Here is a 13,203-nt window from a genome sequence, read left to right as displayed (position 1 = left end):
CACCGGCGCCCCGCGCGCCCGCACGACCTACGGAGTTTGTATGCACCTCGACCACGAACTCGACGAGATCTTCCCGCACCGCCACAGCTACAGCGCCGCAGCTCCCACCCGCACCGACGGCACCCGCCGCGCGCTCCGCATCGGCCTGGGCGGCCCGGTCGGCACCGGCAAGACCGCCACCGTCGCGGCCCTGTGCCGGGCGCTGCGCGACGAGCTGTCCCTGGCCGTCGTCACCAACGACATCTACACCCGCGAGGACGCCGAGTTCCTGCTCCGCGAGGCGGTCCTGCCCGGTGAGCGGATCAAGGCGGTGGAGACGGGCGCCTGCCCGCACACCGCGATCCGCGACGACATCTCCGCCAACCTCGAGGCCGTCGAGGACCTGGAGGACGAGGTCGGACCGCTCGACCTGATCCTCGTCGAGTCCGGCGGCGACAACCTCACCGCCACCTTCTCCAAGGGGCTCGTCGACGCGCAGATCTTCGTCATCGACGTCGCGGGCGGCGACGACATCCCGCGCAAGGGCGGCCCCGGCGTCACCACCGCCGACCTGCTGATCGTCAACAAGACCGACCTGGCGCCGTACGTCGGCGTCGACCTGGAGGGCATGGCCCGCGACGCCAAGGCGCAGCGCGGCGAACTCCCCGTCGTGTTCACCAACGTCAAGTCCGAGGGCGGCGTCACCCCCGTCGCCGCCTGGGTCCGCGACCGCCTCGCCGACTGGACCACGAGCGCCGCATGATCACCGCGCCCACCACCCGGCCGTCCGGCGGCCCCACCTCCGCCGCCGGACTGCGGGCCACCGCCCGCATCCTCGCCCGCACCGACGCGCAGGGCACCACCCGGCTGCCCGTCCTGGACGGTTCCGGGCCGTTCGCGCTGCGCCGGCTCGGCTTCCCGGGGCCGCAGGCCCGTGTCTGCATGGTGGGCGCGATGAGCGCCCCGCTCGGCGGCGACCGGCTGGCGATCGAGGCCACTGCCGAGGCCGGGGCGCAGCTCCAGCTGACCGCGGCCGCCGCCACCGTCGCCCTGCCCGGCCGCACCGGCGACGCCGCCACCTACGACGTCCGGCTGACCGTCGGCGACGGCGCCCGCCTCGACTGGCTGCCCGAGCCGCTGATCTGCGCCGAGGGCAGCGACCTGTGGATGACCACCACCGTCGAACTGGCCCCCACCGCCCGCCTCGTCCTGCGCGAGGAACAGGTCCTGGGCCGCGCCGACGAGCACACCGGCAGGCTCCACAGCCGGCTGACGGTCATCCGCGCCGGCCGCACCCTGCTCGACCAGGAGACCGCCTACGGCCCCGGCGTACCCGGCTGGGACACCTCCGCCGTCCTCGGCGGGCACCGCGCGATCGGTCAACTCCTCGTCGTGGGCCCGGAGTTCGAGGGCATCGACCGGCCGGTGCGGTTGCTGGGCGGGGCCGCACCGGAGCGGCCGGACGCGAGCGGCGGGCAGGGCGTGCTGGCGCCGCTGACCGGTCCCGCGGTCCTCGCCACCGCCGTCGCCCCGGACGCCCTGCGGCTGCGCACCGTCCTCGACGAGGCGGCCCGGCACCTGCCGCGCTGAGGGGCCGCTTTCCGGTCTTCGTGCGCCGCGGCCCACGAAGACCGGGCAGGCGCTCCCCGGCCGCTCAGACCTCCAGCACCTCCTCGACCCGGGCGAGCCGGTGCCGGGCGAGCGCGAGATTGGCGCGCTTGCGGTCGAGCACCAGATACAGGAAGAGCCCGGCGCCGTGCCGCCCGGTCACCGGCCGGAGCAGGTGGTACTGCGAGGTGAGCGTGATCAGCATGTCCTCGATGGAGCCGGTGAGTTCCAGCATCTCCATCGTGCGCAGCTTCGCGCGGACGAGATCGGTGTTGCCCGCCGCGGCGACCTCCATATCCAGTGAGTTGCTGCCGCCGAGCGCCGCCAGCGTCATCCCGCTGGTGTGATCGACGAGGGCGATGCCGATGACGCCTTCGATGGTCGACATCGCATCGGCGAGCGCGTTTTCCATGGATGCCATAACGGTCCACACCTTTCTGGGTACGGGTTGCGGCGGAGCGGGAGGAGCAGGGCCCGGACCGGGCCCCGGAGGAGCGACGACCGGAGGGAGCGGGGCGGGAGCGGCGGGATCAGGACGGGTCGGGGGCGGGCGCCTCGTCCACCAGCGCGCCGATGCGCTCCGCGGCCTGCCGGGCCTGCAGATGCAACCGCCCCACATTGATCTCCGGGCCGCCCACGGTCGTCAGCACCGCCCGCGCCCCCGCCGCGTACGCCGCGACATAGCCGTGCGTGCCGCGGGTGAGGGTCTCCTCGAAGCCGCCCTGACCGGTCGCCTCGGTGAGACGCTTGGCGACGCCGATGGCCGCGGCGGTGAGCGCGGCGAGGGCGTCCGGTTCGATGTTCCGCAGATCGTGGGCGATGACCATGCCGTCCGCGCTGGCCACCATGCCGCCGCGAAGATGGCGCACCTGGTCGCGCAGCGCGTGCAGTTCGTCCCGCACCCTGGGCTGTATCGTCATCAGTCTCCTCTTCTCGGCGCGCCGTGCGAGGGCGCGTCTCACGGGTCGTCACAACGGTTCACAGGTTCTCCTCCAGTGCCGTACGCAGGCGGGTGAGGAGGGTGACATCGGGGTCGGCGGTCTCCGGCAGCCCGGACGGCAGCCCCGGCGCCCCGGCGGCCGGCTGCGGATCCCGCTCCCGCGCCTCCTCCAGGCACACCCCCGGACGCCGCCGCGGCAACGCGCCCGGTGCCTCGCCGCCGTCGTCCGCGGCGGAGTGCGTCGGCCGCTCCGCGTCCCGCTCCCGCCCGGCCGCCCGCGGCGCCGGTCCGCCGCTCCGGCCGCCCGCCGGGGTACGGGTCGGCAGCCCGCCCTCCCGCTCGCCGGTGCCGTCGCGCGTCGGCAGCGGCGGTGTGGTGCCCGACCGCTTGTCCGGACCGCTCCGCTCCCGCCCGGCCGTGCCGGAACGCTTCTCCCCGCCGCTGCGCGGCCGCCCGGACCCACCGGGCCGCGTCGTCCCGCCACCGTTGCGGCCCGCGGTCCTGCCGCCGGACGATTCCGGAGCGCCGGTCGCTTCCGGGGCCCCGGCCTTCGCCGCGCGGCCGGTGCTCTTCCCGCCACCCGCCGCCGTGCCGCCCGCTTTCCTGCCGCCGGTGGTGGCCTCACCGGCGGTTGCCGACGTTCCGCCGCCCGGCGCCGTACCACCGGCCGGGTCCGTACCGCCGGTCGTCTCCGTGGCGCCCGCAGCCGTCGCGTCCGCGGCGGCCGCTCCCTCCGGCAGCACGATCAGCCCGCCCGCCGCCAGCCGCCGGACCTCCAGCAGCGTCCAGAACACCGAGTGCCCCAGTTCCTGGGCGAGTCCGGCGGGGGTGCGCCGCCCGTCGGCCGCGGCCAGCAGCAGCCGGGCCCGCCAGCCGGGGCCGTCCTCGCGCCGGGTGTCCGGGGCCAGGACGACGGGCGCGCCGTCCACCGCCGCCCACGTCCGCCAGGCGTCCAGCTGCGCCCGGCGGACGGCGACCGCCCGCAGCAGCGCGGCGACGCCCACCTGCCGTACGGCCGCGGGACAGTGCTCCGCCCCCGGCGTGAACGACGTGCCCTCCTCGGGCAGCGGCAGCACCAGGAACGCCGCGTCCAGCAGCACGGTGAGATGGCGGATCTGCCGGAGCGCCAGACTCTCCGGCCCGGCGGCGCGCGCCTGCCCGCCCGCCCCGCCGCGGGCCGTCCGGCCCTGCCGCGTACGGCGTGATCGCCCGCCCTCGCGGGGCGGTGCGGGCGCGGCGGATCCGGGCAGGGCGTCGCACTCCACCCAGGAGACCGCGCCGTCACGTAGACGGATGCGGCCGCCGGGGAGGTGGAGTGCGCCGGTGGCCCGTTCGGCGGCGAGTCGCGCGAGCGGGCCGTCCGGTCCGGTCGGGGGAGTGGAGGCGGACTGGCCCATGGCGTTCCCCTAGCGTGTCCGGTCGAGCGGTACCGGGGCCTGGCGCGGCCCCGTGCACCGTCGGTGCCAGGGGCCGCCGGCGTGTCGCGGCGGCGCGGGAGAGCCCGCGCGGTCAGCCCGGCACGAGCCCGGCCGCCAGATCGTGCAGCCGCCTGCGTGCGACGGCCAGATTGGCCCGCTCCCGGTCCAGGTACAGGTACAGGTAGGTCTGACTGTCGAAGGCGGTGTGGACGAAGCGGATGAGGTGGTAGCCCCCGGCGGCGGTGAGGATCAGGTCTTCCAGACCCGGTCGCGCCCCGTCGGCGCCGGAGTCGAAGGTGGCGCTGCGCTGGACCGCCTGGACGACCTCGGCGGTGTCCGCGGCCGCGGCGTCGTGGTCGTTCCCCGGCGCCCGGCCCGCGGTGCCGAGGGACAGCCCGCTGGTCCAGTCGATCAGCCCGGCGCCGAGAACGCCGGGGATTCCCATCGCCTCGGACAACACCTGATCGATACCCGGCACGCGGAACTCCTTCTCGGTCACGGGACGGAGGCGAAACGCCGACAGCTCTCCCCGCGCGGCTGGCACGGAGGAGAGCCCGCTTGAAGGCTACTCACCGTGCGCGCTCCGGCACAGAGGCGGAACGTACATGACGGACGATTGACGCGTTCTGGCCCGTCGCCCGGCGCCTCGGACACCCACCGTGACCGCCTCCGCCGTGCGCCGGGCGCCGAACGGCCCGTTCTCCCTGGCCGGTTGGCCGTCCGCCGCCCTGGAAACAGCCCCGGAGCGCCGCGAAACGCGGGGGCGGCGGCGGATTCCGGCCGTGCTGGAGCGATCCCGGCCACCACGGTGCGTAACAGCAGGGAAGAGAGGTCCGAGGAGCGGCGGATGAGGTGGAAGGGGTGAGGGTGCGCATCCTCCACCACCCCCGTGATTCCTACAGATTGATAAAGAAATGATGTTCGAATCTTCTCCTGGCGAGGGCGGGACGGCAGGATCCCCCTAGTCATGCCGTGATCAGCCGCCACGTGCGGCGCACCCTGCAGGGGGAACCACCACGTGAGAAGAACAGCAGCACTCGGCGCCGCCGGAACCCTGGTGGCCGGGGCGCTCCTCGCCGGAGCCGTCACCGCCACGCCCGCCACTGCCGGTGAGCGTCACCCCGCCTCCTCCGCCGAGGACCGCGGGGTGCGGACCGCCGCCGCCCGCGCCGCCGCCGCGGGCGTCAACTGGCAGGACTGCCCCGCCGACTGGGGCCTGAAGGCCCCGATCCAGTGCGGCTACGTCACCGTCCCCGTCGACTACGCCCGCCCCGACGGCCGCACCATCAAGATCGCCGTGGACCGGGCCGGCAACACCGGTGGCAAGGATGCGCGACAGGGCGCCCTCGTCTACAACCCCGGCGGCCCCGGCGGCTCCGGAATGCGTTTCCCCACCCGTGTCACCAGCGGCAACCCGCTGTGGAAGAAGACCTCCGCCGCGTACGACTTCGTCGGCTTCGACCCGCGCGGCGTCGGCCACTCCGCCGCCATCTCCTGCGTCGACCCGCAGGAGTTCGCGAGCGCCCCCAAGGCCGACCCGGTCCCCGGCAACGAGGCCGACAAGCGCGCCCAGCGCAAGCTCGCCAAGGAGTACGCCGACGGCTGCGCCGCCCGCAGCGGCGACCTCCTGCCGTACCTCACGACGCCCAACACCGCCCGCGACATGGACGTCATCCGCGCCGCGCTCGGTGAGAAGAAGCTGAACTACCTCGGCGTCTCCTACGGCACCTACCTCGGCGCCGTCTACGGCACGCTCTTCCCGGGCCACGTCCGCCGCATGGTCGTCGACAGCGTCGTCAACCCCGCGCGCGAGAAGGTCTGGTACCAGGCCAACCTCGACCAGGACGTCGCCTTCGAGACCCGCTGGGGCGACTGGAAGAAGTGGGTCGCCAAGAACGACGCGACCTACCACATCGGTGACACCCCGCAGAAGGTCCAGGCGGAGTGGGAGAAGCTGCGCGCGAGCGCCAAGAAGAAGCCCATCGGCGGCCTCGTCGGCCCCGCCGAGCTGATCGGCTTCTTCCAGCAGGCGCCCTATTACGACTCGATGTGGGCACCCGCCGCCGAGGTGTGGCGCGCGTACCGCGCCGGTGACGAGAAGCCGCTGGTCGAGAACGCCGGTCCGAACCTCAAGGACACGGCCGGCAACATCGCCGCCGAGAACAGCAACGCGGTCTACACCGCCGTCGAGTGCACCGACGCCAAGTGGCCCACGAGCTGGCGCACCTGGGACCGTGACAACACCCGCGTCCACGCCCAGGCGCCCTTCATGACCTGGGCGAACGCCTGGATGAACCTGCCCTGCGGGACCTGGTCCGCCAAGCAGCAGCGCCCCGTCGAGGTCAAGAGCGGCAAGGACCTGCCGCCGGTGCTGCTCGTCCAGAGCACCCGCGACGCCGCCACCCCGTACGAGGGCGCGGTCGAGCTGCACAAGCGGTTCGCCGGTTCGCGGCTGATCACCGAGCGGGACGCCGGTTCGCACGGCGTCACCGGCCTGACCAACCCCTGCATCAACGACCGGGTCGACGCCTACCTCCTGGAGGGCAGGACCGATGCCAAGGACGTGACGTGCGCCCCGCACGCCACCCCCGAGCCCGCCAAGAAGAGCGTCAAGGCCGCCGCCGTGGGCGCGAGCGACCTGCCCGTCCTTCCCTGACCGGCGCAGCCGTACGGCGCGGGCGTCCCGGATCTCTCCGGGCGCCCGCGTCCGCGTGTTGAGGCCCCGGCAGGTACGGTCCGACGTCGGGTAACCGGTTTCAGAGAGCGGTTGCACTAGCATCGGACGCCCGGACCGCGCACCCGCGCCGCGTCCGGCCGACGCCCGGTCGCAAGGAGGCAGCAGATGGCGACGCTCGCGGACGTGGCACGCGCGGCCGGGGTCTCCAAGGCCACCGCCTCGCGTGCGCTGACCCGCCCGGAGATGGTGACGGAGGCGACCCGCGGAAAGGTACGGGCCGCCGCGGCGAGCCTCGGCTTCCAGCCCAACCGCAGCGCCCGCGCGCTGACCACCGGCCGCACCGGCCTGATCGGCCTGATCGTGCCGACGCTGGCCAACCCGTTCTTCTCCCCGCTGGTACTCGGCGCGCAACGTGCCGCCGAGGAGGCCGACGCCCATCTGCTCATCAGCGTCTCCGAGGCCGACGCCGACCGGGAGGCGGCGCTCGCCGCGCGCCTGGGCGAACAGGCCGACGGCGTCGTCATGGTGGCGCCCGTCGGCACGGACGCCGCGCTGCGCGAGCACGCCCGGCAGCGCCCGCTGATCCTCGTCGACCGCCGCGTCGGCCGGCTGCCCGCCGTCGTCCTGGACGCCGAGGAGGGCGCCACCCGCCTCGCCGACCACCTCCTGGAGCTGGGCCACCGCGACCTCGCATACGTCTCCGGGCCGCCCGGCTCCTGGTCGGACACCCACCGCCGGGCGGCCCTGGCCGAACGGACCGCGGCCGCCGGCGCCCGGCTGCACGTGCTGGGCCCGCTGCCGCCCACCTTCGACGCGGGCATCGCCGCCGCCTCCCAACTCCCCGCCGAGGCCACCGCGGTGCTCGGCTACAACAGCTATCTCACCCTCGGCCTGCTGCACGGTCTGCGCGCCGCGGGCCGCCGGGTCCCCGACGACCTGAGCGTCGCGGCGGGTGACGACCTCACCGCCTTCGCCGCCACCGACCCGCCGGTCACCGCGCTGTCCCTCCCGGTCGAGGAGGCGGGCGCCACGGCCGTCGGCCGCCTCCTCGACCTCTGCGCCGGGACGGGCACCCGCACCACCACCCGCCTCGCCCCCCGGCTGGAGGTCCGCGCCTCAACAGGACCTCCGGGACACAGCTGAACGCGCGGCGGACGGCGCGTCACCGCACCGGTGAACCGGGCCCGTCCGGCACCTGACGCCCCCGCGGCGGTGTGCTCCCGGCCCGTACGCTCAGGAACGGACCACGGCCGGCGACCGGCGGACCGCCACCACGCCTCCCGTAGCTTCCCGCGCGAGGTCACCGACCGGCCGCGCGCCGGGATGATCTCCTGGACACCTCACCCCTGACCGGGGCTGCGCACCGGCGGCAGCCCGAGAAAGGAAACCCACCATGCCTCTCACCTCGCTGCAGATCCCCACCCCGGACGGCGTGGCCGACGGCTTCGCCGCCTTCCCGGAGGGCGGCGGGCAGCACCCGGGAGTGCTGCTGTACCCGGATGCCTTCGGCGTCCGGCCCGTCCTGCGGACGATGGCCCGCGAACTGGCCGATCACGGTTACTACGTCCTCGTCCCCAACCTCTACTACCGCACCGGCCCGGCGCCGGTCTTCGCGCTTCCCGAGCACATCGACGAGGAGTCGCGGCCCGCGCTCTTCGGCCAGATCATGCCGCTGATCCAGGAGCACACCACCGAGCGCGTCCTGCGTGACGCCGGGGCGTATCTGCAGTTCCTCACCGCACAGCCCCAGGTCGCCGCCGGGCCGGTCGCCACGATCGGCTACTGCCTGGGCGCCGTTCTGGCGATGCGTACCGCGACGGCCCACCCCGGCCGGGTGGCCGCCGTCGCCGGGTTCCATCCCGCGGCCCTGGTCACCGACGCCCCCGACAGCCCGCACCGCCTGGTGCCCGAGCTGACCGCCCGGGTCCACATCGGTCTCGCCGAGGGTGACATGACCCCCGAGGCGATCGAGGAGTTCAACCGGGCCCTGGACACCGCGGGCGTCGCGTACACCACCGAGGTCTACCCGGGCGCCTCCCACGGCTTCACCATGTCCGACACCGCCGCCTTCGACGCCGCCGCCCTCCAGCGCCACTGGGACCGGCTGCTGCCGCTGCTCGACGCCGCCCTGCACCAGAGCTGACCCCGCGTACGGCCGCGACGCCCGCTAGCGCCGCGGCCGTACACCGCGCTCACGTGCCGGGCCGCTCCCCGGTGGCGCGCCGGTCGTCGAGGCGGACGGCCAGATCCGGCCAGTGCGCGCGCCACCGGGCCGTCTCGTCCCCGGTCGGCGACCACCGGGGCCCCAGGGTCTCGTCCGGCAGGAAGTGGACGAGGGTTCCCGTCGTCCCGTCGGCCGCGACCGGTTCCAGGCCGGTCACCGGTACGCCGTGTGCGTACCGCCGCCGCCAGGCGCCGTTGGCGCGGCGGTTGGTGTGCAGCAGCCACCGGCTGAGCGCCGCGACGGTGGACATGCCCCGGCGCGGCCGCCCGTCCGGCAGCAGCTCCGCCCCCGGTACGTCGAAGAAGCGCAGGTCCTTCGTGGCCATGACCGGCTTCTGCACCGCCCGCCCGGCCGCGTTGAACCGGGTGTCCGTGCCCCGGCCGTCGTCCGCCACCGCGACGGAACCGTCGGGGTGCAGCGTGACCACGCACCGCCCGCCGCCCCGGCTCGCCGCCTCGTCGGCGGCGTGGGCGAGCACCTCCAGAACGAGGTGGACCGGCCCGCCCGGGGCGAACTCGGCGGGGTCGCGGCGGATGCGTGCCAGATGCTCCACGTCCACGGTGGCGGTCCAGTCGTGGGTGGTGTTGATCCAAGGGTGCTTCGGCCCCGGCGCGGGGTTCGGGCAGCTGGCCATGGAGACTCCCGTTCAGGCCGTCGGTGGCGGTTTTCCGGTGGGGGAGCGGCAGCTCGCGTACCGGGTCGGGGACGCCGCCGGGCCGGCGCTTCCCTGAGCGCGACCGTGTCCACCGGCGCCCTTCCCGTCCCGGCATCCCGCGCACACCTCGTGGCTTCGCCCGCCTCGCGGTGAACCTACCCACCCGGGGGAGGGCGGCGCCCACCGGCCGTGGCGAAGCCCTGCATCGAGGTGCCTGTCCGCCCCCTCCGCGCCCGGCTGGATCTTCCCTTGACGCCATCCCGCGTGGCATGCTGTCTGCAACCGGTCTCTGCAACCGGTTGCACGACGCTCAGCGGCCGACCCGGGGGACACTTCCCTGGTCCGCCCCGTCCTCCTCCGAGGTGTTCATGCCCCGTACCGACGCACGCGCCGCCGCCCCGACGGCCCCGGCACCGCCGGATCCCCCGGCGTCCGCCGCACTCCTGGAGCGGCTCTTCCGGGTACGAGAGCGCGGCAGCACACCGCGGACCGAGGCGCTCGCGGGGCTGTCGATGTTCGTGGCGGCCGCCTACGCGGTCGTCGTCGTGCCCAGCCAGCTGGCCAAGGCCGGGCTCCCGCACGGCGCCGCCACCACCGCCGTCCTCATCGCGATCGTCCTGGCGACGCTGGCCATGGGCCTCGTCGCCAACCTCCCCTTCGTCGTCGCCCCGGGGCTCGGCGGCGTCGCGCTGCTCGCCGTCACCATCGTCGGGCAGGACAAGGTCCCCTGGGACGCCGCGCTCGGCATGGTCCTCTGGTCCGGCGTCGCCTTCCTGCTGCTGACCGCGCTCGGCATCCGCGACCTCGTCACCCGCATGATGCCGCGCCACCTCAAGTACGCCATCAGTGGCGGCCTCGGCCTCTACATCGCCCTGATCGGCTTCCGCGACAGCGGCCTCGTCAAGGCCCGGCCGGACAGCGCCGCGCTCACCGTCGGCGACCTCGCCTCCCCGACCGGACTGCTGGCCCTGGCCGGACTCGTCCTGCTCACCGCGCTCGCCACCCGCAAGGTCCCCGGCGCGTTCCTGATCACCATCGCCGTGGTCACCGTCGCCGGCATCCCGCTCGGCGTGACCCACCTGCCCGACCAGCTGCTGGCCCTGCCGGACAGCCCGGGACCCGCGGTCTTCCACATCGACGTCCTCGGCGCCCTCAAGCCCGAGTACTTCCCCTACATCTTCGCCTTCTTCGTCTCCGAGTTCTTCTCGATGACCGGCACCCTGCTCGCCGTCGCGGGCCGCGCCGGGCTCACCGACGCGGACGGCAACCTCCCCGGCGTACGCAAGCCCTTCTACGTCGACTCCGCCGCCGTCATCGGCGGCGCCGCCCTCGGCGCGCCCAGCATGACCGCTTACCTGGAGTCCTCGGCGGGCGCCGACAGCGGTGCCCGCACCGGCCTCGCCTCGGTCTGGGCGGCGCTCGGCTTCGCCGCGCTGCTGCTCGTCACACCGTTCGCCACGCTGATCCCGTCGGCGGCCACCGCCCCGGTGCTGATGTACGTCGGCCTGACGATGCTCGGCACCCTGCGCAAGATCGACTTCACCGATCCGACCGACGCCGTCCCGGCCGCCCTCACCGTCGCCACCACCCTCTTCTTCGGCAACTTCGGCACCGGCATCGCCGTCGGCCTGACCGCCCACGTCCTGGTCAAGGCGGTCGCCGGACGCTTCCGCGAGATCCCGTGGGGCCTGTGGATCGTCCTGATCCCGCTCGGCTACTACTTCTTCACGCTCGCCGGCTGACCCACCCGTACGAGGAGATACGCCCATGACCTCCCCCCGCCCGCACGACCTCCGGATCAGCGGTGGCCAGGTGGTGTCCAGCTTCACCGGTGAGCGGTTCGCCGCCGACGTCCTGGTACGCGACGACCTGATCAGCGGAGTCCTGCCGCCCGGCACCCCGGCCGACGCCCGCGCCCACCTGGACGCCACCGGTCTGCTGATCGCGCCCGGCTTCGTCGACGCGCACATGCACATCGAGAGCTCGTTCCTCACCCCGCAGACCTTCGCCGCCCTCACCCTGGCCCGCGGCACCACCACCGTCCTCGCCGACCCGCACGAGATCGTCAACGTCGCCGGCGCCGCCGCGATGCGCTGGATGATCGACGCGGGCGCCACCACCGCCCAGACCCAGCTGTGGGGCGTCCCCTCCTGCGTCCCCGCCCTGGAGGGCCTGGAGCACGCCGGGGCGAGCCTCACCGCCGACGACATCGACGAGATGCTCGGCTGGCCCGGCGTCATCGCCCTCGGCGAGGTCATGGACTACCGCGCCGTCGTCGGCGACGACCCCCGGATGCGCGACGTGGTCGGCGTCGCCCGCCGCCGCGGCATGATCCTCGACGGCCACTGCCCCAACCTCAGCGGCGTCGACCTCAGCGCCTACCTCGCCACCGGCGTCGACTCCGACCACACCAAGAACCGCACCGAGGTGGTCCTGGAGAAGGCCCGCCTGGGCATGCTGATGATGCTCCAGGAGAAGTGCCTGCTCCCCGAGGTCGCCCAGGCGCTCCTCGCGCTCCCGCAGCTCCCGCCGTTCTGCCTGGTCACCGACGACCTCGCGGCCGACCACATCCTCACCCACGGCCACCTCGACCACATCGCCCGCGTCGCCGTCCGCGCCGGACTCCCCGCCGAGGCGGTGCTGCGCGCCCTGACCTGGAACCCGGCCCAGCGGCTGCGCCTGTACGACAGGGGAGTGGTCGCCCCGGGCAAGCGCGCCGACCTCGTCCTCCTCCGCGGTGAGCTGGCCGCCTTCGACCCGGCGGTCGTCCTGGCCGGCGGCCGCGTCGTGGCCCGCGACGCCGTCGCCGTACCGGAGGCCGCCGTCCCCACCGCCTCCGCCACCGGGCCCGACGCCCTCACCGGCACCGTCCACGTCGAACCGCAGACCGCCGACGGCTTCCGCTGGCACACCGACCTCCCCGACGGCACCCACCGCTTCCGCGCGCTGCGCCTCAACCCCCGGGACACCTACACCGAGGAGGACGCGCTCGACCTGCCGGTCCGCGGCGGCGAGGTGGCGTGGGAGGGCCGCGCCACCGTGGTCCGGGTCCGCAACCGCTACGGGCGCGCCGGATGCGTCTTCGCGCCGCTGCTGGGCCGCACCCTCACCGACGGCGCGCTGGCCACCACGTACGCCCACGACAGCCACAACCTCGTCACCATCGGCACCTCACGCGCCGCGATGGCCGCCGCCGCGCAGGACGTCGTCGCCGCCGGCGGCGGGGTGGCCGTCGCGCACGGCGACACGGTGGCGGCGAGCCTGCCGCTGCCGGTCGGCGGGGTGATGTCGCCCGCGCCCGCCGAGGAGACGGTCCGCCGCTCCCGGGCGGTCCGTGCCGCCCTCGACGCCTGGGGCTGGGACCACCTCAACCCCTTCATGAGCGTCTCCACCCTCACGCTCGCCGTCTCCCCGAGCCTGAAGATCACCGACCGGTCGCTGGTGGACGTGGTCCGCCGCACGCCCGTCGGCCCGCTCGCCGACGGCGCCTGACGGGCCGCCCCGCACCGGGGCGCCGTCCGGGCGACCGCACGGCGAGCCCGCTTGCCGCCCGGCCCCGCGCGCGGTGCGCTGAGGCGGCTACGGGCCGCGGGGGGGGGGGGGGGGGGGGGGGGCGGGGGGGGGGGGGGGGGGGGGGGGGTGGGGGACCCCCCCCGCGAGACCAAGATCAGCCACCCTTACCCACAACCCACCCCATACCCC

At 74.8% G+C, this 13,203-nt stretch carries 12 protein-coding genes; 7 read left to right on the top strand and 5 right to left on the bottom strand.

Annotated elements, in window-relative coordinates:
- Window positions 1-40 precede the first annotated feature (40 nt).
- Together ureG and ACZ4U4_RS28405 are read left to right on the top strand one after the other, a co-directional pair.
- Window positions 41-742 (top strand): urease accessory protein UreG, encoded by a 702-nt coding sequence (gene ureG / locus ACZ4U4_RS28410; protein WP_467879990.1) that lies wholly within the window; start codon window positions 41-43, stop codon window positions 740-742.
- A complete protein-coding gene (locus ACZ4U4_RS28405) occupies window positions 739-1,569 on the top strand; it encodes an urease accessory protein UreD (RefSeq protein WP_467879987.1) in 831 nt (276 codons plus the stop codon). The genes ureG and ACZ4U4_RS28405 overlap by 4 nt, the downstream gene beginning before the upstream one ends.
- Before the next feature lie 64 nt (window positions 1,570-1,633).
- Here the strand turns inward: ACZ4U4_RS28405 and ACZ4U4_RS28400 are convergent, their stop codons facing one another.
- The 4 genes from ACZ4U4_RS28400 to ACZ4U4_RS28385 form a co-directional block, all read right to left on the bottom strand.
- A complete protein-coding gene (locus ACZ4U4_RS28400) occupies window positions 1,634-2,008 on the bottom strand; it encodes a roadblock/LC7 domain-containing protein (RefSeq protein WP_030281368.1) in 375 nt (124 codons plus the stop codon).
- A 109-nt stretch (window positions 2,009-2,117) separates the two neighbouring features.
- Window positions 2,118-2,507: a roadblock/LC7 domain-containing protein gene (locus ACZ4U4_RS28395; protein ID WP_345081770.1), complete on the bottom strand. Its 390-nt coding sequence runs from the start codon at window positions 2,505-2,507 to the stop codon at window positions 2,118-2,120.
- A gap of 58 nt (window positions 2,508-2,565) precedes the next feature.
- Window positions 2,566-3,924 carry a hypothetical protein gene (locus ACZ4U4_RS28390; RefSeq protein ID WP_467879982.1) on the bottom strand — a complete coding sequence of 453 codons (1,359 nt, stop codon included), beginning with the start codon at window positions 3,922-3,924 and terminating at the stop codon, window positions 2,566-2,568.
- A 112-nt stretch (window positions 3,925-4,036) separates the two neighbouring features.
- Window positions 4,037-4,423 (bottom strand): hypothetical protein, encoded by a 387-nt coding sequence (locus ACZ4U4_RS28385; RefSeq protein ID WP_030281373.1) that lies wholly within the window; start codon window positions 4,421-4,423, stop codon window positions 4,037-4,039.
- A gap of 540 nt (window positions 4,424-4,963) precedes the next feature.
- Here ACZ4U4_RS28385 and ACZ4U4_RS28380 point away from each other — a divergent pair.
- The 3 genes from ACZ4U4_RS28380 to ACZ4U4_RS28370 all read left to right on the top strand — a co-directional run bounded on the left by ACZ4U4_RS28380 (window position 4,964) and on the right by ACZ4U4_RS28370 (window position 8,765).
- A complete protein-coding gene (locus ACZ4U4_RS28380) occupies window positions 4,964-6,601 on the top strand; it encodes an alpha/beta hydrolase (protein WP_467879979.1) in 1,638 nt (545 codons plus the stop codon).
- A 186-nt stretch (window positions 6,602-6,787) separates the two neighbouring features.
- Window positions 6,788-7,765, top strand: a complete 978-nt coding sequence (locus tag ACZ4U4_RS28375) for a LacI family DNA-binding transcriptional regulator (protein ID WP_467879977.1) — start codon at window positions 6,788-6,790, stop codon at window positions 7,763-7,765.
- A gap of 250 nt (window positions 7,766-8,015) precedes the next feature.
- Window positions 8,016-8,765 (top strand): dienelactone hydrolase family protein, encoded by a 750-nt coding sequence (locus ACZ4U4_RS28370; RefSeq protein ID WP_467879974.1) that lies wholly within the window; start codon window positions 8,016-8,018, stop codon window positions 8,763-8,765.
- A 49-nt stretch (window positions 8,766-8,814) separates the two neighbouring features.
- Here the strand turns inward: ACZ4U4_RS28370 and ACZ4U4_RS28365 are convergent, their stop codons facing one another.
- Window positions 8,815-9,480: an ATP-binding protein gene (locus ACZ4U4_RS28365; RefSeq protein ID WP_467879972.1), complete on the bottom strand. Its 666-nt coding sequence runs from the start codon at window positions 9,478-9,480 to the stop codon at window positions 8,815-8,817.
- Between the two features lie 389 nt (window positions 9,481-9,869).
- Here ACZ4U4_RS28365 and ACZ4U4_RS28360 point away from each other — a divergent pair, with 389 nt between their 5' ends.
- Both ACZ4U4_RS28360 and ACZ4U4_RS28355 read left to right on the top strand, forming a co-directional pair.
- Window positions 9,870-11,243 (top strand): NCS2 family permease, encoded by a 1,374-nt coding sequence (locus tag ACZ4U4_RS28360; RefSeq protein WP_467879969.1) that lies wholly within the window; start codon window positions 9,870-9,872, stop codon window positions 11,241-11,243.
- A 25-nt stretch (window positions 11,244-11,268) separates the two neighbouring features.
- Complete coding sequence (locus tag ACZ4U4_RS28355) at window positions 11,269-12,993, top strand: adenine deaminase C-terminal domain-containing protein (protein WP_467879966.1); 1,725 nt, start codon at window positions 11,269-11,271, stop codon at window positions 12,991-12,993.
- Window positions 12,994-13,203: the final 210 nt, after the last annotated feature.

This window comes from Streptomyces sp. NPDC029159, from assembly GCF_055564055.1.
The sequence above is the reverse complement of the archived record's forward strand: the minus strand, read 5'-3'. Positions and strand labels throughout refer to the sequence as shown.

Bases quoted from the DNA above. Each gene is read 5' to 3' on its own strand.
- ureG (WP_467879990.1), top strand. From the start codon at position 41: ATGCACCTCGACCACGAACTCGACGAGATCTTCCCGCACCGCCACAGC.
- ACZ4U4_RS28400 (WP_030281368.1), bottom strand. From the start codon at position 2,008: ATGGCATCCATGGAAAACGCGCTCGCCGATGCGATGTCGACCATCGAA.
- ACZ4U4_RS28405 (WP_467879987.1), top strand. From the start codon at position 739: ATGATCACCGCGCCCACCACCCGGCCGTCCGGCGGCCCCACCTCCGCC.
- ACZ4U4_RS28355 (WP_467879966.1), top strand. From the start codon at position 11,269: ATGACCTCCCCCCGCCCGCACGACCTCCGGATCAGCGGTGGCCAGGTG.
- ACZ4U4_RS28360 (WP_467879969.1), top strand. From the start codon at position 9,870: ATGCCCCGTACCGACGCACGCGCCGCCGCCCCGACGGCCCCGGCACCG.
- ACZ4U4_RS28370 (WP_467879974.1), top strand. From the start codon at position 8,016: ATGCCTCTCACCTCGCTGCAGATCCCCACCCCGGACGGCGTGGCCGAC.
- ACZ4U4_RS28365 (WP_467879972.1), bottom strand. From the start codon at position 9,480: ATGGCCAGCTGCCCGAACCCCGCGCCGGGGCCGAAGCACCCTTGGATC.
- ACZ4U4_RS28395 (WP_345081770.1), bottom strand. From the start codon at position 2,507: ATGACGATACAGCCCAGGGTGCGGGACGAACTGCACGCGCTGCGCGAC.
- ACZ4U4_RS28390 (WP_467879982.1), bottom strand. From the start codon at position 3,924: ATGGGCCAGTCCGCCTCCACTCCCCCGACCGGACCGGACGGCCCGCTC.
- ACZ4U4_RS28375 (WP_467879977.1), top strand. From the start codon at position 6,788: ATGGCGACGCTCGCGGACGTGGCACGCGCGGCCGGGGTCTCCAAGGCC.